We start from the raw sequence: 24,970 nt of genomic DNA on the forward strand, positions 1-24,970 counted from the left end.
GATAGCGGATGGCCCGCTGAAATTAACGCGCCCATTCCCCTACGGCTGGGTAGCGCCTTTAGTCTAGCCCCACTTCGCCGGGTCAAATGTCTCGATTTTGCCTTTGGCATTTCGAACACGCCAGTCCTCCCCAAGCTTCTCAAGTTCGGCGTTGATCCATTCGACCGGCGGAGACTCCAAGCCCGCCAACATGCGGGGGCTTAGTCCGTCGTGGCTGGCCATGTATTGCGCGGTTAAGCGCCCAAGAAGGATATTGCGGGCTGACTGATTATTCCCATCTGCCTCTGGGCTAGCGCCTCTAAGTTCGGAAATGGTTTCATCACGCTTTTCGATGCGACTTTTGAGCGTTGCGATGCGCTCGTTGAACATAAATCGTCCTGCCGCCCATCCGGCAAAGAGCAATGCGACGGCGACTGGTGCAAAACCCCACGGAGCCTGCATATCAGCGGCCAGACTGCTTTAAGTTGATCGATAAACCCCATGCGCGATTCATAGCAGCGCGCTCCTGCTTCGTCACCGGGTTGTCAAATATACAATCGCCCTCAAAAAGCAGGTTCAAACCGTGAACAAAATCTGGCATGGTGCGGTCATGCCGATCATCTCGCCTCTACCCCTCAACCCGCTCATCGACGGCCGCCAGTCGGAGCGCGCCATGCTGGTCAGGCGCGGCGTGCAGCGGCTGCTCAAGCAGATGGGCGCGCATGTCTTGCCCGAACTGTCGCTGGCCACCGGCCGCCGCGCCGATCTCGTCGCGCTGACCCGCCAGGGCGACATCTGGATCATCGAGATCAAATCCTCGATCGAGGATTTCAGGGTCGACCGCAAATGGCCGGACTACCGGCTGCATTCCGATCGCTTCTTCTTCGCCACCCATCCCGGCGTGCCGTCCGAGATCTTTCCGGAGGAGTGCGGGTTCATTCTTTCCGACGGCTATGGTGCCGAGATTTTGCGCGATGCGCCCGAGCACCGCATGGCAGCGGCGACGCGCAAGGCGCTGATGCTGAGGATCGCGCGCGCCGGTGCGTCGCGGCTGCTGGCGGCGGAGCTTGCCGGCGTGTCGGTGCCGGCGCTGGACGGCGAGAGCGAGTAGGATTTCGTTCGCCGTAATTGAGGGTTGCGCTACCCGGCTGCCGCCACCTGCTCCCGTGCACCGCAGCGGATTCTTGCGAAGAAGACCCCCACCCCTAGCCCCTCCCCACAAGGGGGAGGGGAACTTCGCAGCGGCAGCGCCACTTAGCATTAACTTCGACAATTCTAGCCGAAACAGCAGCGGCATCGTCTCCCTCCCCCTTGTGGGGAGGGGTTAGGGGTGGGGTACGCGGCCTGGCAAATGCCCATCTGGTACCGAATATGGCCGCCTCACTCGTCCCACGCCTGCACGACGGTCTGCCGCGCGATCTGGCCGTTCTTCAGCTCCAGCATCGCCGCGCAGAATACCTTGGTCCCGTCCGGATAGGAGCAGGCCTGGGTGAAGGCGAGATTGTTGCCGTCGGCGATGGTGGTGTCGACCTTGTGGGTCATCGCCCGGCTGCAGATGTCGTCCCAGAACGTGGTGATCGCTGCGCGCCCGCGGATTTCGCGCGGCTTGCTCGGCGGGTTGTTGCGGTCGATCACCCGCACCAATGCGTCGTCGGCATAGAAGCTCGCCAGCAATTTTCCATCACGGCCCTCAATCGCCTTCTTGATCGCAGCGCCGTCTATCGTCTGTGTCTTGGTCAGCATTTTTTCCTCCATAGGCCCGTCTTCACCGGGCGTTCAATTGATCAGAACCGCCCGGCGCTCATAGACGGGCAGGTGGTTCACTGCGACTTCGCCTTGACGGCCGCGAACACCTCGTCGGACTGCTTCTTGAAAGTGGCGAGATCGACCTGGCTGCCGTTGAGCATCGTCGACCAGTGGCGCACGATCGCCGCCATCGCCACCGCCTCCTTGATCTCCTCGTCGCTGGCGCCATTGAGTTTGGCCGCCTGCGTGTGGAAATAGATGCAGTACTGGCAGGGGATCTGCGAGGCGACGGCGAGGCCCATCAATTCCTTGGTCTTGCCGTCGAGCGCGGTGTTCGGGTTGAGCTGCACGCCCTTGATCTCGGCCCAGGCGCCGGCGACAGCGACGTCCGGCAGCGTCTTGAACATGTCCGGCACCGAGCCGAGCGTTGCCTGGATGTCCTTGTAGGCGGCCGTCGCCGAGGCGTCCTCGGCCTTGGCAGGAACTATCGCCAGCAGCGCGCCAACGCCTGCCGCCAGCACCAGCGATTTGAGTGTCGGCTTCAGCATTTTATTTCTCCCTTCGCAGCGCCTTTTCCCGGCGATATCCGCCTGGCCTGCATGGGACGAAGTGATAGCGCTCAGGCATGCCCAGCCGCTTCGCCCGAAAGCGCCATGGCTGTTATGGCCCGTGCGGGCCAGCGTGCCGGACCGAGAACGCCGCTGCCGCCGCCCGCGACGGCAGGTCCAGCTTGAGCAGAATATTGGCGACGTGGCGCTTGACCGTGTGTTCGCTCAGCCCGAGTTCGGCGGCGATTGCGGCATTGCTCTTGCCGTCGGCAATAAGGTTCACCACCTCGCTTTCGCGCGCCGTCAGTGCGGCCGGCTCGGCAGCCTTGGCCTTCGGCCGCAAGGTCGGCTCCAGATGCTGTTCCGAGGTCGCCTGCACCAACGCCAGCGGCTCATCCAGCTCGTCAAGTGCGATGCGTCCGGCGTCATTGAAATGAAGGCCTGAACCGGCGGCGAGGTCGGCGACCAGCCGCGATGCGATTATGTCGCCGCGCCCGGCATGGGCGGCGAGCTGCATCGTCACGCGCGCCGTCAATCCCGTCGGCGGTCCGCGCAACTCGACCTCGCCGACATGCACGCCCTGCGCGCTGGCGACGCCGATCTCCTGCGCCGCCTCGCGCAGCGCCGCCGCGCAGCGTACGGCCCGCGCCGGGCCGTCGAAACGCGCCATCATCAGCTCGCCATGTGTGCCGGCCGGGCGGCCGCCATGGCGCCCGACCAGCAGGCGCCATGTTTCCTGAAAACGCTGGCTGCGCTCGCTCCACATGCGGTCGCCAAGCCGCGCCGTGTCGTAGATCCGGGTGACCAGAAGTGCTGCCAGCACTCGTTCCACCTCGGCAACGATGCGCGCTCCGGTCAGGAATTCCTCGATCACATCGGCCACCCGGTCGACATCGCCGGTCCAGATCGGGTGGTCGCGCCCGGGCACCTCGACCAATCGCGAATTCGGGATCTTCCTTGCCAGGAAACGGCTGGCCTCCGGGTCGACGCGTGCATCGTTTCGGCGGTGGATGAGCAGCGTCGGTGCGCTGATCGCCGCCAGCACGCCGCGCACGTCGATTGCTGCATTCATGCGGGCCAGGGCGATAGCCGCCGTCGGGCTCGCCGACAGCCGCTCGAAGCGCGCCCACCATGTGGCGAAACGCGGATCGTCGACGCGACCGGGCGCGAAATGCGGCAGGGTGGCGCCGGTGCCCCATGCGGTCTCCGCCGTCGCGATGAAGGCCTCGAGGCGTTCCGGCGGCATCACCCATTTGTGGAAATGCGCATAGCCGCCATAAAGCGCCAGCGCCCGCGTCCGCTCCGGGTAGGTGGCGGCGAACAGCATTGCCATCGGCGCGCCTTCCGAAGCGCCGAGCAAGGCGGCGCGGCCGCTGCCGGTCGCATCCATCACGGCGCGCACATCGTCCATGCGGGTTTCGAGGCTGGGCAGGTGGTGGACATCGACGCGGTCGGACAGGCCGGTGCCGCGCTTGTCGAACAGGATCAGCCTTGAGAACGCGGAAAGCCGCTTCAACAGCCGGCTATAGCCCTCGTCTTCCCAGTGCAGGTCGAGATTGGAAATGAAACCCGGCACGAAGACGAGATCGAGCGACCCCTGGCCGACCACCTGATAGGCGATCCGCACGTCGCCGCTGAGCGCGTAGCGAGTTTCGATCGGCCTCACGAGTTGTCCGCCCGACCCGACGATTTCTTGTCGGCGATCATAGCAGAGCCACGCAGCTTGCGGCAGATGAAACTTTAGCGCGAGTGAATGTGGGCCCGCGACGGCTACTTCTGTGACGCGGCGGTCTCGGTGTTCGCTCCGCCGACGCTAAAACCTGAGCCCTCCGGCGCGCCCGGCCGCTTGATGTGCGGCGCGGCCGCGACGACAAGCTCGTTGAACCCCTCGCCACCGCTGTCCAGCATCTCGAACAATTGCCGGCGCATCCTCGGCTCCCAGAACTTGTTGATGTGCTCGGCGACGCCGGCAATGCCTTGCTCGCGCGGCTTTGAGTGGAAAAAGGCGGCAATCTGGTTGGCCATGCGAACCAGCTTTTCGCTGGTGCTCATGAGGTGGCCTTCGTCATGCGACATGCTTGGCAACTCCGGAAACCACGCGGTCAGGATGGGTGAAAATATCGAAATCGTCGCCGCGTACCAGCGCCACCAGCGTCATGCCGGCCTCGTCCGCGGTGCGGATGGCAAGTGCGGTCGGCGCCGAGACGGCAATGATGACGGCCGAGCCGATCGCCGCAGTCTTCTGCACCATCTCGACCGAAACGCGCGACGTGACGACGACGGCACCGCTGGCGCCGTCGATACCGGCCCTGGCCAGCGCGCCGGCCAGCTTGTCCAGCGCATTGTGGCGGCCGACATCCTCGCGCGCCATGACGACGCCTCTGTCGGGAAGGTAAAAACCGGCGGCGTGGACGGCACCAGTCTCGGTGTGCAGCGGCTGCACCTTCGACAGCAGCTTGACCGAACGGACGATATCGTTGGCCTGAAGCGTAAGTGTTGACGCACCGACCGAGTTTACCGAGCGCATCGCCTCCTCGATCGATTCGATGCCGCACAACCCGCAGCCGACCGGGCCGGCCAGCCGTCTTCGCCGCGCTTCGAAGCGGGTGTTGGCCTGGTCCTTCAGCCGGATCTGGATGTCGATGCCGGCGCCGTGATCCTCGACCTCGATGGCTTCGATTTCGTCCGGCGAGGCAATGATGCCTTCGGTCAGCGAGAAGCCGAGCGCGAAATCCTCGAAATCAGCCGGACTTGCCATCATCACCGCATGCGTGGTGCCGGCAAAGGAGAACGCCACCGGCGTCTCTTCCGGCACCATCCGGTTGGCGGCCGCGGTGCCGCCGGCGCGGCGCGCCAGCCGCGAGATCTGCGCAATGGCTTTGCGGCGCGCGGTCAAGGACTACTCCGCCGCTTCCAACTTCGCGATACGGCGGCTTTGCTTTGCCTGCTCGTCATAGTCGCGCTGCCATTCCGACGGGCCGTTGGACGCGCCCACCTGCACTGCGGTCACCTTGTATTCCGGGCAGTTGGTCGCCCAGTCGGAGAAGTCGGTGGTGATGACGTTGGCCTGGGTGTCGGGATGGTGGAAGGTCGTATAGACGACGCCTGGCGACACCCGCTCGGTGATCAGCGCGCGCAGCGTCGTCTCGCCTGAGCGGCTGGTCAGCCGCACCCAGTCGCCGTCGCGCAGGCCGCGATTTTCCGCATCGTGCGGATGGATCTCCAGCCGGTCCTCGCTATGCCAGACCACGTTCTCGGTACGCCGGGTCTGCGCGCCGACATTGTATTGCGACAGGATGCGGCCGGTGGTCAGCAGCAGCGGGAAGCGCGGCCCGGTCCTCTCGTCGGTCGCGACGTATTCGGTGCGGATGAACTTGCCTTTGCCGCGCACGAAGCCGCCAATATGCATGATCGGCGTGCCCTCCGGCGACTTCTCGTTGCAGGGCCACTGCACCGAGCCCACTCTGTCGAGGAGGTCGAAGGAAACGCCGGCGAAGCTCGGCGTCGTCTTGGCGATCTCGTCCATGATCTGCGACGGATGCGTGTAGGTCCAGCCGAGGCCGAGCGCCTTGGCGAGCTCCTGCGTCGTTTCCCAGTCGGCATAGCCGCATTTCGGCTCCATCACCTTACGCACCATGTTGATGCGGCGCTCAGCATTGGTGAAGGTGCCATCCTTCTCGAGGAAGGTCGAGCCGGGCAGGAAGACATGCGCGTAATTGGCCGTCTCGTTGAGGAAGAGATCGTGCACGACCACGCATTCCATCGCCGCCAGTCCGGCGGCGACATGCTTGGTGTCGGGATCCGACTGCAGGATATCCTCGCCCTGCACATAGAGCCCCTTGAACGAACCGTCGACGGCTGCGTCCAGCATATTGGGGATGCGCAGGCCGGGCTCGTCGTCGAGCTTGACGCCCCACAGGCTCTCATAGATGGCGCGCACCGCGTCGCCTGAAATGTGGCGATAGCCGGGAAGCTCGTGCGGGAACGAGCCCATGTCGCAGGAGCCCTGCACATTGTTCTGGCCGCGCAGCGGATTCACGCCGACGCCCGGCCGGCCGATATTGCCGGTCGCCATGGCGAGGTTGGCAATGGCGATGACGGTGGTCGAGCCTTGGCTGTGCTCGGTCACGCCGAGGCCGTAATAGATCGCGCCGTTGCCGCCGCGGGCGTAGAGCCGGGCCGCGCCGCGTATGTCGTCGGGATCGACATTGGCAAGCTGGCCGACGACCTCCGGGCTGTTTTCCGGCAGTGCCACGAACGATGCCCAGTCCTGGAACTCGTCCCAGTCGCAGCGCTCGCGGATGAAGGCCTCGTCGAACAGGCCTTCGGTGACGATGACATGGGCAAGCGCCGTCAGCATGGCGACGTTGGTGCCCGGCTTCAGCGGTAGATGGTACTGAGCCTCGACATGGGCCGAGCGCACGATATCGGTGCGGCGCGGATCGAGCACGATCAGCTTGGCGCCCTGTCGCATGCGCTTTTTCATGCGCGAAGCGAACACCGGATGCGCATCGGTCGGATTGGCGCCGATCAGCAGGATGACGTCCGTCTGCTCGATCGAATCGAAGTCCTGCGTGCCGGCTGAGGTGCCGAAGGTCTGGCCGAGACCATAGCCGGTCGGCGAATGGCAGACCCGAGCGCAGGTGTCGACATTGTTGTTGCGGAAGCCCTGCCGGACAAGCTTCTGGACGAGGTAGGTCTCCTCGTTGGTGCAGCGCGAGGAGGTGATGCCGCCGATCGAGGTGCGGCCGTACTGGTATTGGATGCGGCGGAATTCGTTCGCCGTGTGGGTGAGCGCCTCTTCCCACGAAACTTCGCGCCACGGATCACTGACCCGCTCGCGGATCATCGGCTTCAGGATACGGTCCTTGTGCGTCGCATAGCCATAGGCGAAGCGGCCCTTGACGCAGGAGTGGCCGTGGTTGGCCTTGCCTGCCTTGTAGGGCATCATGCGGATGACCTCGTCGCCCTTGACCTCGGCCTTGAACGAGCAGCCGACGCCGCAATAGGCGCAGGTGGTGACGGTCGAGCGCTCGGGCAGGCCTTTCGCCAGCACGGTCTTTTCCCTCAGCGCATCGGTCGGGCAGGCCTGCACGCAGGCCCCGCACGACACGCATTCGGAATCGACGAACGCCTCGTGCATCCCGGCCGAGACCCTGGATTCGAAGCCGCGTCCCTCGATGGTCAGCGCGAACGTGCCCTGCACCTCCTCACAGGCGCGCACGCAGCGCGAACAGACGATGCACTGTGCCGGATCGTAGGTGAAATAGGGGTTTGATTCATCGCGGGCGATGTAGTCGATCGTCAGCGAGCCATGGCCGGGCGCCACGCCGTTTTCCTGCTTCACGTGGTTGCGGCCGTCCACGCCGTAGCGGTTCTCGGTCAGGCCGACCGTCCTGGCGACCTTGTCGAACTCGCTGGCGCCGGTGCCGGCCTTCTCGCCCCACGCCACCGGGTGGTCAGAGACGTAGAGTTCCATCACCCCGCGGCGAATGGCGTTCAGCCGGTCGCTCTGTGTGTGCACGACCATGCCTTCGCCGACCGGCGTCGTGCACGAGGCCGGCGTGCCGCCGCGCCCGTCGATCTCGACGAGGCAGACCCGGCAGGAGCCAAACGAATCCAGCATGTCGGTAGCGCACAGCTTCGGGATTTCAACGCCCGCTTCCATCGAAGCGCGCATGATCGAGGTGCCCGCCGGCACCGTCACCGACTTGCCGTCGACTGTCAGCGTTACCTGCTGTTCGGCTTCGGAGGCGGGTGTGCCGTAGTCGATTTCCTGGACCAGCGATTTGATGTCGAATGCCGCGTTCATGCCTGTCCGCTCCTATTCCGCTGCTTCGGCGACCGGCGTCGGCCGAAAGTCGTCCGGGAAATGGTTGAGTGCACTCATCACTGGATATGGGGTGAAGCCGCCGAGAGCGCAAAGCGAGCCGAACTTCATCGTGTTGCAAAGGTCGGTGACCAGTGCGATCTGCTTTTCCGGTTCGATGTTCTGGGCGAGCCGGTCCAGCACCTCGACGCCGCGCGTCGAGCCGATGCGGCACGGCGTGCACTTGCCGCAGCTTTCGATAGCGCAGAATTCCATGGCAAAGCGTGCCTGCTTCAGCATGTCGGCGCTGTCGTCGAAAACGACGATGCCGGCATGGCCGATCAGCCCGTCCTTGGCGGCAAACGCTTCGTAGTCGAACGGGGTGTCGAACAGGGCGCGCGGGAAATAGGCGCCGAGCGGGCCACCCACTTGCACAGCCTTGACCGGACGCCCGGTCGCCGTGCCGCCGCCGATATCGTCGACGATCTCACCCAGCGTCATGCCGAACGCCGCCTCGTAGAGACCGGGATATTTGACGTTGCCGGCAATCTGGATCGGGATGGTGCCGCGCGAACGGCCCATGCCGAAATCCTTGTAGAAGGCGGCGCCCTTGTCCATGATCACCGGCACCGAGGCCAGCGAGATGACGTTGTTGATCACCGTCGGCTTGCCGAACAGGCCCTTGTGCGCCGGCAGTGGCGGTTTGGCCCGCACCTGTCCGCGCTTGCCTTCGAGGCTGTCGAGCAGCGCCGTCTCCTCGCCGCAAACATAGGCGCCGGCGCCGATGCGGACTTCCATGTCGAATGAATTGGCCGAGCCGAGCACATTGACGCCGAGCACGCCGGCCTTGCGGGCGATCTCGACGGCCTTCTGCATCGCCGCCACCGCATGCGGATATTCGGAGCGGATATAGATGAACCCCTTCGTCGCGCCGGTGGCGATGCCGGCGATCGCCATGCCTTCGATCAGCACGAAAGGGTCGCCTTCCATGATCATGCGGTCGGCGAACGTGCCGGAATCGCCTTCATCGGCATTGCAGACGATGTATTTGCGGGCGGCCGACGTATCGAGCACCGTCTTCCATTTGATGCCGGTCGGGAAGCCGGCGCCGCCACGACCGCGCAGCCCGGACTCGGTCACCTGTTTGACGATGTCGGCCGGCGTCATCGCCACTGCATTCTGCAGGCCGTTCAGCCCGCCATGCGCCTTGTAGTGATCGAGCGACAGCGGATCGGTGACGCCGCAGCGCGCAAAGGTCAGCCGCGTCTGTTTGGCCAGGAACGGGATCTTGTCCGGTGCGCCCAGCCAGCGCTTGTGGTGGCCGCCGGTGAGGAAGCCGCAGTCGAACAGGCTTTTGACGTCTGAGGGCTTCACCGGCCCGTAGGCGACGCGGCCATTAGCTGTCGCCACTTCGACCATCGGCTCGAGGAAATAGGCGCCGCGCGAGCCGTTGCGCACGATCTTGGCCTCGATGCCGCGCTCGGCCAATTCCGCCCGAACCGCCTTGGCGACCTTTTCCGCACCCAGCGCCAGCGCGCCGGAATCGCCGGGAATGTAGATACGCGGGATCATGAGCGCACCTCGGCAACGATTTCATTGAGCTTTTCGTCATCGAGCCGCCCGATCACCTCGCCGTCCAGCATCGCCGACGGCGAGCAGGCGCAAAGGCCGAGGCAATAGACCGGCTCCAGCGTCACCGAACCGTCGCGGGTTGTCTCGTGAAAACCGATGCCCAGCAATTGCTTGAGCTTGGCGGCAATCGCATCCGAACCCATCGACTGGCAGGCTTCCGCCTGGCAAAGCTTCAGCACATGCCGGCCGGCCGGCTGGCTGCGATAATCATGATAGAAGGTGACGACGCCATGCACCTCGGCCCTGGAGATGTTCAGCGCCTCGGCGATGACCGGCAGCGCCTCCTGCGGCACATAGCCGAACTCTTCCTGTATGCCGTGCAGGATCGGCAACAGCGGGCCTTCGAGGCTTTTTAGCTCGTGGATGATCGCCGCCGTGCGCGATGCGATCTCGGTACTTGCAGGCTGCATCGTCATGCAGCGCCCTCCCTGGTCGTGGCGGTCTTCCGCTAAGTGCTTAGGAAATCAGAGGAAACCCGCTAAATCAATAAAGCCGATCCGTTGCTCGATAGAAATTTTCTATCGTTGGCGGTCACCAGCATTTTCTAGCCTAGCGACGGGCGCGGAAATCGTCCGCCAGCGCCATTGCCTCGTCCAACAGCGCCGAGACCAGCGGCGTGTGCGGCTCGCGCGGCGCCGCCACCAACCCGACGGTGTGGCTGGCATCCGGCTCGACGATCGGGATAGCCCGGATCGGCTCGGAAAAGCCGAACGTTTCCGCAAGGTTAAGCGGCATGATCGACGACCATTTGCCGGTGCGGATATGCGAAAACAGCACGATCATCGAGTTGGATTCCAATGTCGGCCGCACCTGCACGCCGGCTTCGGCCAGATGCTGGTCGATGATGCGGCGGTTCTGCATGTCCGGCGTCAGCAGGCAGAGCGGCAGCTGGCTGAGTTCCGCCCATGTCACTTTGTCGCGGTCGAAATAGGGGTTCCCGACCGCGGTGATCAGCTGGTAGCGCTCGTCGTATAGCGGCACGCTGGTGACGCGCCCGAGCGGCTCGTTATCGAGATAGGTGATGCCGGCGTCGATGTCGAAATTGCCGAGCAGCGACAGCACCTCGATCGAGGTCCGCGACAGCACCGAAAAGGTGACGCCGGGGTGCTTTGCCCGAAACGGTGTCGTCAATCGCGCCACCATGGCGAGCGCCGTCGGGATCGCCGCGATACGGATGCGCCCCGACAGGCCGTGGCGTGCCGCCCGCATCTCTTCGCGCATGGTCCTGCTGTCGCCGACGATGCGGCGCGCCCAAACCAGCACCTGCTTGCCTTCCGGCGTCAGCCCCTGGAAGCGCGAGCCGCGCAGCACCAGCATCACGCCGAGCTGGCCCTCCAGCTGCTTGATGCCGGCCGAAAGCGTCGGTTGGGTGACGCCGCACACCTCCGCCGCCCGGCCGAAATGTTCTTCCCTGGCAAGTGCTATGAAGAATTCCAGCTTGTCGATCATGCCGTCGGGAGCCTGTCACGGACGCTGTGTCCGATCGTAGCGCGCAACGTCGTGGAAATCGCCTTCGGCCGCAAGCCGCCTCTGTAAATCGTCCGCATCCACATCTTTCAGCCGGCTTACTGTTTCCCGCGATGGAATGCGGCGCTATGTGGATGAGACGGGTCGTGGACTGGACACGACGGGAGACCGAACATGCTGGGCTGGTTCCGCAAGCTTTTGCCGCGCGAAGATCGCTTCTTCGACCTGTTCGAGCGGCATTCCCGCACCGTGGTCGGCGGCGCCGAGGCACTGCAGCAGCTTTTGCAGGGCAACGACATCGACCGCTGGTGTCAGACGATCATCGATCTCGAGGACGAAGCCGACCAGATCACGGCGGAAGTGCTGCTGGCCGTGCGCCGCTCCTTTATCACGCCCTTCGATCGCGGCGACATCAAGGACCTGATCCAGTCGATGGATGATGCCATCGACATGATGCACAAGACCGTCAAGACGGTAAGGCTGTTCGAAAAGAAGGAATTCGACCCGCTGATGCAGGAAATGGGGGGCGTCATCGTCGAGGCCGCCAAGTTGGTGGCCGAGGCGATCCCGCTGCTCGGCAAGGTCGGGGCGCATACGGTGCGCCTCAATGCCATCGCCGAGGAAGTCATGCGCGCCGAAGGCCGAGCCGATGACCTGCACGAGCAAGGCCTGAAGGACCTGTTCAAGCGGCACGGCCGCAGCGACCCGATGGCCTATCTGATCGGCAGCGAGATTTACGGCCAACTGGAAAAGGTGGTCGACCGCTTCGAGGACGTCGCCAACGAAATCAGCGGCATCGTCATCGAGAACGTATAGTGGAAGCCGCAATAGCCTTTCCCGTGCTGGTCGGCCTTGTCGTCGTCGCGCTGTTCTTCGATTTCCTCAACGGCCTGCATGATGCCGCCAACTCGATCGCCACCATCGTCTCCACCCGGGTGCTGCGGCCGCATTATGCGGTGTTCTGGGCGGCTTTCTTCAATTTCATCGCCTTCATGTTCTTCGGTCTTCACGTGGCGGAGACGCTGGGAACCGGCATCATCGACGCCAGCATCGTCACGCCGGCAGTGATCTTCGCAGCACTTGTCGGCGCCATCGTCTGGAATATCGTCACCTGGCTCGTCGGCATCCCGTCCAGCAGCTCGCACGCGCTGATCGGCGGTTTGGTCGGCGCCGGCGTTGCCAAGGCAGGCACCGGCGCCATCGTCTGGGCCGGGTTGGGCAAGACCACGGCGGCCATCGTGCTATCGCCGGCGGCAGGCTTTCTGCTGGCGCTCGTCTTGATCCTCGCGGTCTCCTGGCTGTTCCTGCGGCAGACACCATTCGCCGTCGACAGCACCTTCCGCGTCATGCAGTTCTTTTCCGCCTCGCTCTATTCGCTCGGCCATGGCGGCAACGACGCGCAGAAGACCATGGGCATCATCGCCGTGCTGCTCTATTCGCAAGGCATGCTCGGCGCGCATTTTTACGTGCCGCTGTGGGTCGTCATCACCTGTCAGTCGGCGCTGGCGCTGGGCACGTTGCTCGGCGGCTGGCGTATCGTCCACACAATGGGCTCGAAGATCACCCGGCTGAACCCGATGCAGGGTTTCTGCGCCGAGACCGGCGGAGCGATCACGCTGTTTGCCGCCACCTGGCTCGGTATTCCGGTATCGACTACCCATACGATCACCGGCGCCATCATCGGCGTCGGCGCCGCCCGCCGCGTCTCCGCCGTTCGCTGGGGCATTGCCGGCAACATCGTGGTGGCATGGATCGTCACCCTGCCGGCAACCGCGGCGATCGCGGCTCTCACCTACCTTGCGCTCGGCCTGGCAAGGTGACAGCACCGTAGCACTGCGCGGCAGGCGATGCGCCGTATCTACCTATCCACAAGGTTCAGGATGTTGCCGTCCGGATCCTTGAACCATGCGACCTTCATGCCCTGACCGACATGAACGTCACCCTCCAGCGTCAGGCCTGGCATGTCGTAATGCTCGAAGGTCACGCCCTTCGATTTCAATGCCTCAACGATCTTGCCGAGTTCATCGCCGACCGTCCAGGTCACAGCTGTCGCCTTGTTGGTTCCAGCGAAGTTCGAACGGTAGACGTTGATGCTGGTATCGCCGCTTTTATAGACGATCAGTTCGCCACCTTCATTGTGCACCTCTTTCAGGCCGAGCACCCCTTCGTAGAAAGCCCTGGCCTTGGCCAGGTCCTTCACAGCGAGATTGGCCGTTGCGTTGCTGTTTGCGAGCATGGTTCGTCTCCTTCCCTGGCGGTCATTCCCTGTCCATTGAAATAGGCTGCGTTGACGATTTGGCGACGGCCACTCCCACTGGAAATGCCGTCATATGGTCGCCGCCTCCCTGATACGCTGCTGCAACTGTTGGTCCATTGCTTGGTTCTGTTCCGGAACTGCATTATCTGGAGCGGAAAAGTAGAGGAAAGAACTCATGCCCGCCGCCAATGAAAACGTGACCAAGGAAATCGTTATCGAGCGCCTGAAGACGGTCAATGGGCCGGATTTCACCGGCAATATCGTCGACCTCGGCCTGGTTTCCGAGATTTTCATTGCCGATGCCAAGGTGTTCTTTTCGATCACCGTTCCCGCTGCCCGTGCCCAGGAGATGGAACCGCTGCGTGCGGCGGCCGAGCGCGTCGTCAAGGCGATTCCCGGTGTTGCCGGCGCCGTGGTCGCGCTGACGGCTGAAAAGAAGGGCGGTGGCATGGAGGCGCCGGTTCCGCAAAGACCGGCTCAGAGGCCCGCTCCGCCGGCCGCACCTGCGCGTCCCGCGCCGCAGGCGCCCGCCTCGCACAGCCACGGCAAGCGCGGCGTACCCGGCATCGAGGCGATCATCGCCGTCGCTTCCGGCAAGGGCGGCGTCGGCAAGTCGACCACCGCCGTCAATATCGCCCTTGGGCTTGCCGCCAACGGGCTGCGGGTCGGTGTGCTCGATGCCGATATTTATGGCCCTTCCATGCCGCGTCTGCTCAACATTCGTGGCAGGCCGCAGACCGTCGACGGCAAGATCCTGAAGCCGATGCAGAACTATGGCCTCAAGGTCATGTCGATGGGCTTCCTCGTCGATGAGGAGACGCCGATGATCTGGCGCGGGCCGATGGTGATGTCGGCATTGACGCAGATGCTGCGCGAGGTCGAATGGGGACCGCTTGATGTGCTCGTCGTCGACATGCCGCCCGGCACCGGCGACGCCCAGCTGACCATGGCCCAACAGGTGCCGCTGGCTGGCGCCGTCATTGTCTCGACGCCGCAGGACCTGGCCCTGATCGATGCGCGCAAAGGCCTCAACATGTTCAGAAAGGTCGACGTGCCGCTATTGGGTATAGTCGAAAACATGAGCTATTTTCTCGCCCCCGATACGGGAAAACGCTACGACATCTTCGGCCATGGCGGCGCGCGCCGCGAGGCCGAGCGTCTCGGCGTCACCTTCCTTGGCGAAGTGCCGCTCGAGATGGGCATCCGCGAAAGCTCCGATGCCGGCACGCCGGTGGTGGTCTCGAAACCCGATGGCGCCGAGGCGAAAATCTACCGCGACATCGCCGCCAAGGTCTGGGACCGCGTCAATGAAGAGCGCGGCGCGGCCGAGGCTGCAGTGCCGAGCATCGTATTCGAGTGATACGGATGTCCTCCCCAAGTAGACCCTTGAGGGGAGGGTGGCCCGTAGGGCCGGGGGGCCGCGGCGACACGCTCCAACTTTTCCGGGATGGCGGACTGACAAACCACGATCCCGTCTAGCGCGGAGGCGGATGTATGTCTTTCGTACCAAAGAGCGGATTCGGATGGCGCGTGCCCCTTGCCTGCTCCCGCGCGTTGTCATATCGATTTGTCATACAAATACGGAGACCACGATGGCAGGCGCCCCCACCCACAAGAAAAAATTTCGCTCGCAGGAGTGGTTCGACAATCCCGACAATCCGGGCATGACGGCACTCTATCTGGAACGTTACCTGAATTACGGGCTGACGCGGGCCGAACTGATGTCCGGCAAGCCGCTGATCGGCATCGCCCAGACCGGCTCGGACCTGTCGCCCTGCAACCGCCATCACATCGAACTGGCCAAGCGCGTGCGCGAAGGCATCGTCTCGATGGGTGGCATTCCTTTCGAGTTCCCTTGCCACCCGATCCAGGAGACCGGCAAGCGGCCGACTGCTGCACTTGATCGCAACCTTGCCTATCTCAGCCTGGTGGAGGTGCTCTACGGCTATCCGCTCGACGGCGTGGTGCTCACCATCGGCTGCGACAAGACGACGCCGGCCATGCTGATGGCCGCGGCCACCGTCAACATTCCGGCTATCGCGCTTTCGGTCGGCCCGATGCTCAACGGCTGGCACAAGGGCAAGCGCACCGGCTCCGGCACTATCGTCTGGGAATCGCGCCAGCGCCTGTCGGCCGGCGAGATTGGCTATGACGAGTTCATGGATATCGTTGCCTCCTCGGCGCCGTCGACCGGCTATTGCAACACGATGGGTACCGCCACCACGATGAATTCGCTGGCCGAGGCGCTCGGCATGCAATTGCCGGGCTCGGCCGCTATCCCCGCCCCCTATCGCGAACGCGGCCAGATCGCCTACGAGACCGGAAAGCGCATCGTCGACATGGTGCATGAGGATTTGAAGCCCTCCGACATCATGACCCGTAAGGCCTTCGAGAACGCCATCGTCGTCAACTCGGCGATCGGCGGCTCGACCAATGCGCCGATCCACCTCAACGCCATCGCCCGCCATCTCGGCGTGCCGCTCGACAATGACGATTGGCAGAAGGTCGGCCTCAACATACCGCTCATCGTCAATCTGCAGCCGACGGGCGAATATCTCGGCGAGGACTATCACCATGCCGGCGGCGTGCCGGCCGTGGTCGCCGAACTGATGAAGGGCGGCCTGCTGCCCTATCCGGAAGCCATGACAGCTAACGGCAAGACCATCGGCGACAATTGCAGCGGCGCCGTCAACGAGAACCTCGACGTCATCCGCACGGTTGCCGAGCCGCTGAAAGCCAATGCCGGCTTCATCAACCTCAAGGGCAATCTGTTCGATTCGGCGATCATGAAGACCAGCGGCATCTCGCCCGAATTCCGCGAGCGCTATCTGTCGAACCCGAAGGACCCCGAAGCCTTCGAGGGCAACGCCATGGTCTTCGACGGCCCCGAGGACTATCACGCCCGCATCGACGACCCGGCACAGGGCATCGACGAGCACACCATCCTGTTTATGCGTGGCGCCGGCCCGATCGGCTATCCCGGCGGCGCCGAAGTCGTCAACATGCAGCCGCCTGCCTATCTGATCAAAAAGGGCATCCACGCGCTGGCCTGTATCGGCGACGGTCGCCAGTCGGGGACGTCGGGCTCGCCATCGATCCTCAACGCCTCGCCGGAAGCCGCCATCGGCGGCGGCCTGGCGCTGCTGAAGACCGGCGACCGCGTCCGCATCGACCTGCGCAAAGGTACCGCCGACATCCTCGTCAGCGACGACGAGATCACACGGCGCCGCGCCGACCTGCAAAACAATGGCGGCTATCACTATCCGAAGCACCAGACGCCGTGGCAGGAAATCCAGCGCGGCATGGTCGATCAGTTTTCCGAAGGCATGGTGCTGAAGCCGGCGGTGAAATACCAGGATGTGGCTCATACGAGCGGCGTACCGAGGGACAATCACTGACCAGGATCCGTCGCATGAGGCGGCCGGGAAAACTGCTGCGTACAGCTCTTTTACCGGCTGCTTCGTTGTTGCCGTTCGTCGCTTCAGCCACCGAATTTCCGGTAACGGCCAATGGCTGGACGGTTGCGGTCGCTGGGCGCTGGTGCAACGCGTCCAACCGCGATCCGGTTGAATTCGCCGCCACGCCCTATAACGGCCTGAATTTCGGGCGCACGCGCGACTGGACGGGAATTGTCATGCGCGTGTTCCTGTGGCCGGGTGCCGTCAAGGACGACATGCCCGTCACCGCGACGCTGCAACTTGGCAACGGCGACACGCCGCTGGAAATGACCGCGATGACCACGGTCGACTACATCGTCGACTTCGACCATGCGCTGACGACGGACGAGCAGAAGGCCATCGCCGGCGCCGGATCGATGACCGTGCGGGTGACGGGTGTCGAACAGCCGCTGGTCTTTCGCACCGAAGGTCTTGCCGAAGCGCTGGTGCTGCTCAACGAGTGCGCCAAGTCGATCGAGCAGGAGTGAGGATCGCCTGCAGCAGGAATTTCGTCTCGGCTGTTCCGCTTTTTATCGGGCGTCCGGCAAGCTGGACGTATCAAGATCAGGCAGAATGCTTGACAAGCGGGCGTGACAAATCCACGATCATCGCAAGGGGTGCATCGCGACGACCCCGTGAGGCGTCAGCCCAACGTTCGCGTCCAAGCTTCTCTTTCAAGGAGGTGGACGCCATGCCGTCAACAACCGCTATCACCGTATCGCAACTGTCCCGTCTGATTGGGCTGCCGGGTGCACCCGCAATCATCGACGTCCGCATCGATGATGACTACAACGCCGATCCGCGCCTGCTGCCGGGGTCGGATCGGCGTGATTTCAGGAGTGTCTCGAACTGGGCTGCCGACTTCGCCGGCAGGCAAGTGACCGTCGTCTGCCAGCAGGGAAAAAAGCTCTCGCAAGGCGTAGTCGCGTGGCTGCGGTACGAGGGCACTGCCGCCGAGTCGCTCGACGGGGGGTTTGAAGCATGGCGCGATGCCAAGGGCCTTCTCGTTCACGCCGACAAGATACCGCCGGCCGATGCCAAGGGCCGCACCGTTTGGGTGACGCGTACGCGCCCGAAGGTCGATCGCATCGCCTGCCCCTGGCTGATCCGGCGCTTCATCGATCCTCACGCGGTCTTTCTCTTCGTCGAGCCGGCCGAAGTGGCGGCCGTCGCCGATCGCTTTCAGGCCGTGCCTTTCGACATCGAGAACGTGTTCTGGAGCCACCGCGGAGAACGCTGCACTTTCGACACCATGATCGAGGAGTTCGGGCTTAGATCCGAAGCGCTCGATCGCCTGGCCACGATCATACGCGCTGCCGATACTGCGAGCCTCGATCTTGTTCCGCAGGCGGCCGGGTTCCTGGCCGCCTCGCTTGGCCTGTCGCGGATGTTTCGCGACGATCTGGAGCAGCTCGAGGCCGGCATGCTGCTTTACGATGCGTTCTTCCGCTGGTGCCGCGATGCCACCGAGGAGACGCATAACTGGCCGGCGGCCGGCGCCGTCAGTCTCGGCGCAGGCAAACCATCGTGAGCGCCGTCCTGTCGAAAAAGCCGGCGGAGATCCAGGAGCCGGTTGTGCCGAGCTTCCGGCAGGCCGTGAAGGTCTGGGCGAAAATCGGGGTGCTCAGCTTTGGCGGCCCGGCCGGGCAGATCGCGCTCATGCACAAGGAACTGGTCGAGGAACGGCGCTGGATCGGCGAACGGCGTTTCCTGCATGCGTTGAACTACTGCATGCTGCTGCCTGGCCCCGAGGCCCAGCAGCTCGCCATCTATATCGGCTGGTTGCTGCACAAAACGGTCGGCGGCCTTGTTGCCGGCATTCTCTTCGTCGTGCCGGGCGCGCTTGTCATGTTCGTCCTGAGCAGCCTCTATGCGCTCTACGGCGATGTACCACTCGTCGCGGCGCTGTTTTTCGGAGTCAAGGCGACCGTGCTCGCCATTGTCATCGAGGCGGTGATCCGGATCGGCAGACGCGCGCTGAAAAACCCGGTCATGGTGTCGATCGCACTCGCCGCCTTCATCGCCATCTACGCGTTGAACGTGCCGTTTCCGCTGATCGTGCTGCTTGCCGGCCTGGCAGGCTGGATCGGCAACCGTAGTGCGCCGGCATTTTTTTCCGGCGCTTCGCATGGCAAGGGCGATGTTCCCGACATAAAGGGCGCGGTCGATCTGATGTTCGAGCGCGGCGAACTGACCCACGTCAGGCCGACGCGATGGCACGCGCCGCGCACTTTAGCGATCTGGCTGCCGATCTGGCTGGGGCCTGTTCTGCTGGTCTGGGCTGTCACCGGCCCTGCCAGCGTTTGGACGCAAATCGGTGGCTTCTTCAGTGTCATGGCGGTCGTCACCTTTGGCGGCGCCTACGCCGTGCTTGCCTATGTCGCGCAGGCAGCGGTCGAGTCCTTCGGCTGGCTCGCACCGGGTGAAATGGTCGACGGCCTTGGGCTTGCCGAAACCACGCCCGGCCCGCTGATCCTGGTATTGCAGTTCGTCGGTTACGTTGCCGCCTTCCGCCACTCCGGTGCGGTTACTCCGCTGCTCGCCGGCGCGCTTGGGGCATTGCTCACATTGTGGGCGACATTTACGCCGTGCTTCTTGTGGATATTTCTTGGCGCGCCCTACATCGAAGCGCTGCGCGGCAATAAGGCGTTGTCGGCGGCGCTCGGCGCAATCACCGCCGCCGTCGTCGGCGTTATCATGAATCTCGCTCTATGGTTCGGCTTGCACGTCATCTTCGGCGAAGTGCGCAATGTCGGGCTTGGAATGGACGTGCCGGTGCTTTCATCGATAGACTGGCGCGCGGCGCTGCTTTCCTGTGCCTCGATGATCGCCATTCTGAAGCTGAAGATCGGCATGCTGCCGACGCTTGCCGGATCGGCGCTGGCCGGTGTCTTGTTGCTGGCGGCAAGCGGATAGAGCGTCAGCCGCCCATTCTGCCGCGCGGCAGCTTGATCATATCGCCGAAGCGGGCGCGCAATTTGTCGTCGACCGGCTTCGGCACGTGGCGCGGGAAGCGTTCGGCAAGCACGCGGTTCTTCTCGATGATCGCCCGCTGCAAGATGTCGGGCCTGCCTTTCTCATTCCATTCCTTCGGCGAAAAGCGGTCGCCGACGGCCGGATAGAAATATTCGGTCTGCATCAGCCGCAGCGTCTGCTCGTTGCCGAGATAATGGCCCGGGCCCTTCAGGCAGACATCGGCAATGGTGTCGATCGACAGCGACTCGTCCGTCACTTCGATGCCGCGCACGCAGCGCAGGCAGTGGCCGAGCATGTCGTTGTCGATGATCAGGCTCTCAAGGCAAAAGCCGAGCAGCGAGGCGTGCATGCCGGCCGATTCGTAAACCAGGTTGAGGCCTGCAAGACCGGCCATCACGTCGGTTATGCCCTTTTCGTAGCCGGACTGAATGTCAGGCAGTTTCGAATCTGTCATGCCGGCGGCCGAACCGCCCGGCAGGTCGTAAAATTGCGCCATCTGCGCGCAGGCCGCGGTCAATACCGCCTGCTCGGCCGAACCGCCCGACATGGCGCCGGTCCGGAGATCCGAGACAAACGGCCAGGTACCGAAAATCGCCGGATGGCCTGGCTTGATGGCGTTGACGTAGATGAGGCCGACGAGCACTTCGGCGACCGCCTGCACCACGGCGCCGGCAATCGCCGCCGGCGCCGTCGCACCCGCCTGGCCTGCCGACAGCAGCAGGATCGGAATGCCGCCCTCGACGCAGGCTTCGAGAACGCCACAGGCGTCCTCGGCAAACTTCATCGGTGGTACTACGAAGCAGTTCGAATTGGAGACGAAGGGCCGCGCGCGAAAATTCTCTTCGCCGCCCGCGATCGCATAGAGCATGTCGAGCGCCGGCTTGACGTTCTCGCGCACGGTAAACGAGGTACCGACATGCTTCGACGTGCCCATAACGCAGGCGTAGAGCGTGTTGAAATCCATTTCGAGCGGGTCGGGAATGTCGCGCGGCACCATCGGCCGCTGGAAGAAATGGATGTTGTCGAGCCCTTCGACCAGGCGCGCGGCATCGTAAATGTCCTGCAGCAGCGACTCGCGGTACTCACGCTTTTCGACATCGACGAGATGCACCGCAGCACCAGCCGTGCCGTAATGCACGCGCTTGCCCTGGATCACCATGTCATGCTTCGGATCCTGGCCGTGCAGGGTGAAATGCCGCACCGCTTTCTTGATGGTGTCGAGCACAAGGCCGCGAGGAAAGCGCAGGCGGCCGTCCTCACTGAGGGTCGCGCCGGCCTTGGTCAGTGCCTCGATGCAGGAGGGGATCGCATTGGCGAAACCGACTGTCTCCAGAAGGGTAAGCACGGCCTCGTGGATACGTTCGCAATCATTGCCGCTGAGCGGGCTGTAGCTTCCGCCTTCGAGGCCGGCGCGCACCGGCTTGACGTCGTCGGCGAGCGGTGCCGCCCGCATGGCGCGGCGCGCCTCGCGCCCGCCGGACCGCCGCGAACGCTGGTCTGCGGACACGTCCTGCTTCTCATGGGCCATTGGCATGAAGGCACTCCAACTTTAGCTGCGGAGCGGGCGCGGCGGTTGGTCCACCATCGGCCTGCTTCGTCCCCTGTATACAGCGACTATGCCGCCGGCATTGGCACAGCCTATGTGCCAGCCGGTCCCGTCGCATATGCCAAGGAGCTAAAGAACCGGAGCCGCACTACATGCGCCAGGATCCGGTCGGGGAAGGGAGATCAAGCCGCTGCCGGCCTGCGCCCAGCTGCCGTCGCCAGTTCGCGGATGCCGGGCTCGATGTGCTGCAACGCGATCGAGGAAATGCCCAAGCGCATGAAACGCGAAGGCTTTTCGGTGCGATCGAAGAAGCGGTCGCCGGGCTCGATGATGACGCTGCGCGAGGCTGCGGCCTCCGCCAGTCCACGCGAATCGGTGCCGCGCGGCCCCTCGAGCCAGAGCGACGTGCCGCCGGCCGAATCGGTCGAGCGCCATTCCGGCAGGAAGGCGGAAATCGCATGGACCAGACGCTTGCGCCTCTCGTCGAAGGCACTCGACAGCCGCCGCACCAGCGCTTCGTGATGGCCGAGCGACAGGAACAACGCGACGGCGCGCTGGTTGTTCGCCGGCGGATGGCGCAGCATGAAGCGGCGCAGCGCCCGAAGCTCGGAGATCAGCCCGGCCGAGGCGACGATGTAACCGAGCCTGAGGCCGGGAGCCAGCGTCTTCGACATCGAGCCGACATAGACGACGCGGCCGGAGCGATCGAGGCTCTTCAGCGCCTGCTGCGGCGCCTCGTCCAGGAGCTGACTGTCATAGCCGTCCTCGATGATTATCTGGTTGTGCCGGTTGGCGCGCGCCAAAAGATCCTGCCGCCGCTCTGCCGACAGCGGCACCATGGTCGGGCAATGGTGGCTGGGCGTGACGAAGACGAAGCCGGAATCATTGGGAATGGCCGAGGTTACGATGCCGGAGTGGTCGACCGGAACCGGCTGGATGTCGGCACCGGCCAGCCGGAAGATCGAACGTGCATCGGGATAGCCCGGGTCCTCCATCGCCACCTTCGAGCCCTTGGTCATCAACAGGGTCGCCAGCATGTAGAGCGCGTTCTGCGCCCCCAGCGTCACGATGATCTCGTCCGGATTGGCGAAGATGCCGCGTCGCGGCAGCAGCCGTGCCTGGATCTGCTCGATCAGGAGCGGATCGTCGCGGTCGACCATGTCGGACGCCCAGTTGCGGATTTCGAGCACCGCCAGCGCCATGCGGTTGCACTCGCGCCATTCGGCGGTCGGGAACAGCGCCGGGTCGAACTGGCCATAGACGAAGGGGTAGGACGACTTGATCCAGTTGTCGTGCTTGGCCGGCGGTGGCATGTCGCTCGCTGCGATCTGCCGGCGCGCCTTCCAGTCGATCTCGTTGGCCTGGTCGGGCGCCTTTTGGTGCGGCTTGGCCGGCGTCGCCAGCACTTCGGGATTGACGAAATGGCCGCGGCGCTCGCGCGCCACCAGGAAGCCCTGGTCGACCAGCTGCTGGAAGGCCAGCACCACGGTGCCGCGCGCCACACCGAGTTTTTCGGCAAGAATCCGGCAGGACGGAAGCGGCATGGAAGCCGCGATCTGCCGGTCGAGGATTGCGGCGACGATCGCCTGACGGATCTGCGCCTGCAGGGTCTGACCGGATTCCGCCGAAATCCGGAACAGGCCGGACCATATGGCCGTGTCGTTTCGCTGTGGCATGGGGATGTTCCTCGATGGCCAGCTTTTTTCACTTGGCTGGACCAGTCGAATGTACCGGTGGCACAAGGTGTTGCGCCAATCAATTTTTCTGATCGCTGGGATTTATGCCAGTGATCCTTTGCGTCGGCCCACGCTGCGCTGCGGCATCGCTGCGCATTGAAACAGATGGAATTCGACCCGATAGTTTGCCGCGACGACACGCGCCGGAAACATCCGGCCTGATAAGATGCACCTCAAGAACCGGAGCGAGGCAGTGGATCAACCGTCCTTTCAAAAGCAGCTCGACGCATTGCGCGATCATCGTGCGGCCAAATCGGGCTCGATGCGCGAGGCTTTCGCCGCCGATCCGCAGCGCTTCGAGAAATTCTCCGCCAGTGACGGCGACCTGCTGCTCGACTGGTCGAAATGCGCGGTCGATGCGCGGACGATGGAGTTGCTGGAGAAGCTGGCTGAGGCCGCCGACCTCGAAGGCCGGCGCGATGCGATGTTTGCTGGCAAGAAGATCAACGTCACCGAAGGCCGCGCCGTGCTGCACACGGCGCTGCGCAACCTGACCGGCAAGGGCATCGTGCTCGACGGCCAGGACGTGAAGGTGGAAGTCCTTGCCGTACTCGACGCGATGGGTGCCTTCGCGGACGCGGTGCGTTCCGGCAAGGCGGCCGGCGCGACCGGCAAGAAGATCACCGACATCGTCAACATCGGCATCGGCGGCTCCGATCTCGGCCCGGCCATGGCGACGCTGGCGCTGGCGCCCTATCACGACGGGCCGCGCGCGCATTACGTGTCCAATATCGACGGTGCCCACATCCATGACACGCTGAAGGGTCTTTCCGCCGAAACCACCCTGTTCATCATCGCCTCCAAGACCTTCACCACGGTCGAGACGATGACCAATGCCGAGACGGCGCGCGGATGGGTCGAGAAGGCGCTCGGCAAGGAAGCGGTCGGCAAGCATTTCGCCGCCGTCTCGACGGCGCTCGACCTGGTCGCCAAATTCGGCATCGCGCCCGATCGCGTCTTCGGCTTCTGGGACTGGGTCGGCGGCCGCTATTCCGTCTGGGGTGCGATCGGTCTGCCGGTGATGATCGCCGTCGGCCCGCGGAATTTTCGCGCCTTTCTCGAAGGCGCCCATGAAATGGACGAGCACTTCCGCACCGCGCCGCTGGCGAGGAACCTGCCGGCGCTGATGGGGCTGATCGGCTGGTGGCACCGCGTGATCTGCAAATACCCCGCTCGCGCCGTCATCCCTTACGATCAGCGTCTGTCCAGGCTCCCGGCCTATCTGCAGCAGCTCGACATGGAATCGAACGGCAAGAGCGTCACCCTGGACGGCGGCGCTGTGACGACGCCGACCGGCCCGCTGGTCTGGGGTGAGCCCGGCACCAATGGCCAGCACGCCTTCTTCCAGCTTCTGCATCAGGGCACCGATTTCATTCCGGTCGAATTCCTCGCCGCTGCCGTAGGCCACGAGCCGGAACTGAAGCATCACCACGACCTTCTGCTTGCCAATTGCCTGGCGCAGTCGGAAGCCTTCATGAAGGGCCGCACGCTGGAGGAAGCCAGCGCACAGATGCTGGCGAAAGGCATGAAGCCGGCTGATGTCGACAGGATTGCTCCGCACCGCGTCTTCTCCGGCGACCGCCCCTCCGTGACGATCCTCTACAGAAAGCTCGACCCCCACACGTTCGGACGGCTGATTGCGCTCTACGAGCACCGCGTCTTCGTCGAAGGCACGCTGTTCAACATCAACTCCTTCGATCAATGGGGCGTCGAACTCGGCAAGGAACTGGCGACCGGGCTGCTGCCCGTCGTTGAAGGCAAGGAGAACGCCGCAAAGCGGGACGCCTCGACTGCCGGACTGGTGGAATACATTCACCGCTTGCGCGGCCCGGAGTGA

At 64.0% G+C, this 24,970-nt stretch carries 22 protein-coding genes; 9 read left to right on the forward strand and 13 right to left on the reverse strand.

Annotated elements, in window-relative coordinates; genetic code table 11:
- Positions 1-63: 63 nt before the first annotated feature.
- Positions 64-369 (reverse strand): hypothetical protein, encoded by a 306-nt coding sequence (locus tag NKH50_RS09795; protein ID WP_352878283.1) that lies wholly within the window; start codon positions 367-369, stop codon positions 64-66.
- 220 nt (positions 370-589) lie between these two features.
- On the opposite strand from NKH50_RS09795, the gene NKH50_RS09800 reads away from it, so the two are divergent.
- Entirely contained in the window at positions 590-1,090 is a 501-nt protein-coding gene (locus NKH50_RS09800) for an MmcB family DNA repair protein (protein WP_352448515.1), read from the forward strand.
- Between the two features lie 269 nt (positions 1,091-1,359).
- Here the strand turns inward: NKH50_RS09800 and NKH50_RS09805 are convergent, their stop codons facing one another.
- The 9 genes from NKH50_RS09805 to NKH50_RS09845 all read right to left on the reverse strand — a co-directional run bounded on the left by NKH50_RS09805 (position 1,360) and on the right by NKH50_RS09845 (position 11,163).
- On the reverse strand, positions 1,360-1,722 hold the full coding sequence (locus tag NKH50_RS09805) for a nuclear transport factor 2 family protein (RefSeq protein ID WP_352448516.1): 363 nt from the start codon (positions 1,720-1,722) through the stop codon (positions 1,360-1,362).
- A gap of 77 nt (positions 1,723-1,799) precedes the next feature.
- Positions 1,800-2,273, reverse strand: coding sequence for a carboxymuconolactone decarboxylase family protein (locus NKH50_RS09810; protein WP_352878286.1), 474 nt, complete (start codon positions 2,271-2,273; stop codon positions 1,800-1,802).
- Positions 2,274-2,385: 112 nt separating this feature from the next.
- The gene (locus tag NKH50_RS09815; RefSeq protein WP_352878289.1) at positions 2,386-3,939 is read right to left on the reverse strand and encodes an alpha/beta fold hydrolase; all 1,554 of its coding nucleotides are present in this window, start codon (positions 3,937-3,939) and stop codon (positions 2,386-2,388) included.
- A 104-nt stretch (positions 3,940-4,043) separates the two neighbouring features.
- A complete protein-coding gene (locus NKH50_RS09820; RefSeq protein ID WP_352476045.1) occupies positions 4,044-4,349 on the reverse strand; it encodes a formate dehydrogenase subunit delta in 306 nt (101 codons plus the stop codon).
- A complete protein-coding gene (gene fdhD / locus NKH50_RS09825; RefSeq protein WP_352878293.1) occupies positions 4,339-5,169 on the reverse strand; it encodes a formate dehydrogenase accessory sulfurtransferase FdhD in 831 nt (276 codons plus the stop codon). The genes NKH50_RS09820 and fdhD overlap by 11 nt, the downstream gene beginning before the upstream one ends.
- A gap of 3 nt (positions 5,170-5,172) precedes the next feature.
- Positions 5,173-8,085, reverse strand: coding sequence for a formate dehydrogenase subunit alpha (gene fdhF / locus NKH50_RS09830; protein ID WP_352878296.1), 2,913 nt, complete (start codon positions 8,083-8,085; stop codon positions 5,173-5,175).
- 12 nt (positions 8,086-8,097) lie between these two features.
- Positions 8,098-9,654 (reverse strand): formate dehydrogenase beta subunit, encoded by a 1,557-nt coding sequence (locus tag NKH50_RS09835; protein ID WP_352878298.1) that lies wholly within the window; start codon positions 9,652-9,654, stop codon positions 8,098-8,100.
- The gene (locus NKH50_RS09840; protein ID WP_352488066.1) at positions 9,651-10,130 is read right to left on the reverse strand and encodes a formate dehydrogenase subunit gamma; all 480 of its coding nucleotides are present in this window, start codon (positions 10,128-10,130) and stop codon (positions 9,651-9,653) included. The genes NKH50_RS09835 and NKH50_RS09840 overlap by 4 nt, the downstream gene beginning before the upstream one ends.
- Before the next feature lie 133 nt (positions 10,131-10,263).
- A complete protein-coding gene (locus tag NKH50_RS09845) occupies positions 10,264-11,163 on the reverse strand; it encodes a LysR family transcriptional regulator (protein ID WP_023717897.1) in 900 nt (299 codons plus the stop codon).
- Positions 11,164-11,355: 192 nt separating this feature from the next.
- Here NKH50_RS09845 and NKH50_RS09850 point away from each other — a divergent pair, with 192 nt between their 5' ends.
- Entirely contained in the window at positions 11,356-11,997 is a 642-nt protein-coding gene (locus NKH50_RS09850) for a DUF47 domain-containing protein (protein ID WP_254816177.1), read from the forward strand.
- Positions 11,997-13,001, forward strand: coding sequence for an inorganic phosphate transporter (locus NKH50_RS09855; protein WP_352488068.1), 1,005 nt, complete (start codon positions 11,997-11,999; stop codon positions 12,999-13,001). The genes NKH50_RS09850 and NKH50_RS09855 overlap by 1 nt, the downstream gene beginning before the upstream one ends.
- Before the next feature lie 38 nt (positions 13,002-13,039).
- On the opposite strand, the gene NKH50_RS09860 is transcribed toward NKH50_RS09855, so the two are convergent.
- On the reverse strand, positions 13,040-13,417 hold the full coding sequence (locus NKH50_RS09860; RefSeq protein WP_352448526.1) for a VOC family protein: 378 nt from the start codon (positions 13,415-13,417) through the stop codon (positions 13,040-13,042).
- 196 nt (positions 13,418-13,613) lie between these two features.
- On the opposite strand from NKH50_RS09860, the gene NKH50_RS09865 reads away from it, so the two are divergent.
- From NKH50_RS09865 to chrA, 5 genes are all read left to right on the forward strand, one after another.
- A complete protein-coding gene (locus tag NKH50_RS09865) occupies positions 13,614-14,798 on the forward strand; it encodes an Mrp/NBP35 family ATP-binding protein (RefSeq protein ID WP_352488071.1) in 1,185 nt (394 codons plus the stop codon).
- Between the two features lie 232 nt (positions 14,799-15,030).
- On the forward strand, positions 15,031-16,836 hold the full coding sequence (locus tag NKH50_RS09870) for an IlvD/Edd family dehydratase (RefSeq protein WP_352709038.1): 1,806 nt from the start codon (positions 15,031-15,033) through the stop codon (positions 16,834-16,836).
- Positions 16,837-16,850: 14 nt separating this feature from the next.
- Positions 16,851-17,363: a hypothetical protein gene (locus tag NKH50_RS09875; RefSeq protein WP_352488074.1), complete on the forward strand. Its 513-nt coding sequence runs from the start codon at positions 16,851-16,853 to the stop codon at positions 17,361-17,363.
- Positions 17,364-17,566: 203 nt separating this feature from the next.
- A complete protein-coding gene (locus NKH50_RS09880) occupies positions 17,567-18,406 on the forward strand; it encodes a chromate resistance protein ChrB domain-containing protein (RefSeq protein ID WP_352488075.1) in 840 nt (279 codons plus the stop codon).
- On the forward strand, positions 18,403-19,791 hold the full coding sequence (chrA, locus tag NKH50_RS09885; protein ID WP_352488076.1) for a chromate efflux transporter: 1,389 nt from the start codon (positions 18,403-18,405) through the stop codon (positions 19,789-19,791). Before NKH50_RS09880 ends, chrA begins: the two co-directional genes overlap by 4 nt.
- A 4-nt stretch (positions 19,792-19,795) precedes the next feature.
- Here chrA and NKH50_RS09890 read toward each other — a convergent pair whose 3' ends face one another.
- Both NKH50_RS09890 and pdxR read right to left on the reverse strand, forming a co-directional pair.
- Positions 19,796-21,385: a trimethylamine methyltransferase family protein gene (locus tag NKH50_RS09890; RefSeq protein ID WP_352878304.1), complete on the reverse strand. Its 1,590-nt coding sequence runs from the start codon at positions 21,383-21,385 to the stop codon at positions 19,796-19,798.
- 194 nt (positions 21,386-21,579) lie between these two features.
- Positions 21,580-23,073: a MocR-like pyridoxine biosynthesis transcription factor PdxR gene (gene pdxR / locus NKH50_RS09895; RefSeq protein WP_352488079.1), complete on the reverse strand. Its 1,494-nt coding sequence runs from the start codon at positions 23,071-23,073 to the stop codon at positions 21,580-21,582.
- Positions 23,074-23,326: 253 nt separating this feature from the next.
- On the opposite strand from pdxR, the gene pgi reads away from it, so the two are divergent.
- The gene (pgi, locus tag NKH50_RS09900; protein ID WP_352878307.1) at positions 23,327-24,970 is read left to right on the forward strand and encodes a glucose-6-phosphate isomerase; all 1,644 of its coding nucleotides are present in this window, start codon (positions 23,327-23,329) and stop codon (positions 24,968-24,970) included.

Source organism: Mesorhizobium sp. M1027, from assembly GCF_040318745.1.
Classification (GTDB): Bacteria; Pseudomonadota; Alphaproteobacteria; order Rhizobiales; family Rhizobiaceae; genus Mesorhizobium.

What these genes read in the sequence shown, in the direction of transcription:
- NKH50_RS09795 (WP_352878283.1), bottom strand. Translation starts at nt 369, where the DNA reads ATGTTCAACGAGCGCATCGCAACGCTCAAAAGTCGCATCGAAAAGCGT.
- NKH50_RS09800 (WP_352448515.1), top strand. Translation starts at nt 590, where the DNA reads ATGCCGATCATCTCGCCTCTACCCCTCAACCCGCTCATCGACGGCCGC.
- NKH50_RS09805 (WP_352448516.1), bottom strand. Translation starts at nt 1,722, where the DNA reads ATGCTGACCAAGACACAGACGATAGACGGCGCTGCGATCAAGAAGGCG.
- NKH50_RS09810 (WP_352878286.1), bottom strand. Translation starts at nt 2,273, where the DNA reads ATGCTGAAGCCGACACTCAAATCGCTGGTGCTGGCGGCAGGCGTTGGC.
- NKH50_RS09820 (WP_352476045.1), bottom strand. Translation starts at nt 4,349, where the DNA reads ATGTCGCATGACGAAGGCCACCTCATGAGCACCAGCGAAAAGCTGGTT.
- fdhF (WP_352878296.1), bottom strand. Translation starts at nt 8,085, where the DNA reads ATGAACGCGGCATTCGACATCAAATCGCTGGTCCAGGAAATCGACTAC.
- NKH50_RS09835 (WP_352878298.1), bottom strand. Translation starts at nt 9,654, where the DNA reads ATGATCCCGCGTATCTACATTCCCGGCGATTCCGGCGCGCTGGCGCTG.
- NKH50_RS09840 (WP_352488066.1), bottom strand. Translation starts at nt 10,130, where the DNA reads ATGACGATGCAGCCTGCAAGTACCGAGATCGCATCGCGCACGGCGGCG.
- NKH50_RS09845 (WP_023717897.1), bottom strand. Translation starts at nt 11,163, where the DNA reads ATGATCGACAAGCTGGAATTCTTCATAGCACTTGCCAGGGAAGAACAT.
- NKH50_RS09850 (WP_254816177.1), top strand. Translation starts at nt 11,356, where the DNA reads ATGCTGGGCTGGTTCCGCAAGCTTTTGCCGCGCGAAGATCGCTTCTTC.
- NKH50_RS09860 (WP_352448526.1), bottom strand. Translation starts at nt 13,417, where the DNA reads ATGCTCGCAAACAGCAACGCAACGGCCAATCTCGCTGTGAAGGACCTG.
- NKH50_RS09865 (WP_352488071.1), top strand. Translation starts at nt 13,614, where the DNA reads ATGCCCGCCGCCAATGAAAACGTGACCAAGGAAATCGTTATCGAGCGC.
- NKH50_RS09870 (WP_352709038.1), top strand. Translation starts at nt 15,031, where the DNA reads ATGGCAGGCGCCCCCACCCACAAGAAAAAATTTCGCTCGCAGGAGTGG.
- NKH50_RS09875 (WP_352488074.1), top strand. Translation starts at nt 16,851, where the DNA reads ATGAGGCGGCCGGGAAAACTGCTGCGTACAGCTCTTTTACCGGCTGCT.
- NKH50_RS09880 (WP_352488075.1), top strand. Translation starts at nt 17,567, where the DNA reads ATGCCGTCAACAACCGCTATCACCGTATCGCAACTGTCCCGTCTGATT.
- NKH50_RS09890 (WP_352878304.1), bottom strand. Translation starts at nt 21,385, where the DNA reads ATGCCAATGGCCCATGAGAAGCAGGACGTGTCCGCAGACCAGCGTTCG.
- pdxR (WP_352488079.1), bottom strand. Translation starts at nt 23,073, where the DNA reads ATGCCACAGCGAAACGACACGGCCATATGGTCCGGCCTGTTCCGGATT.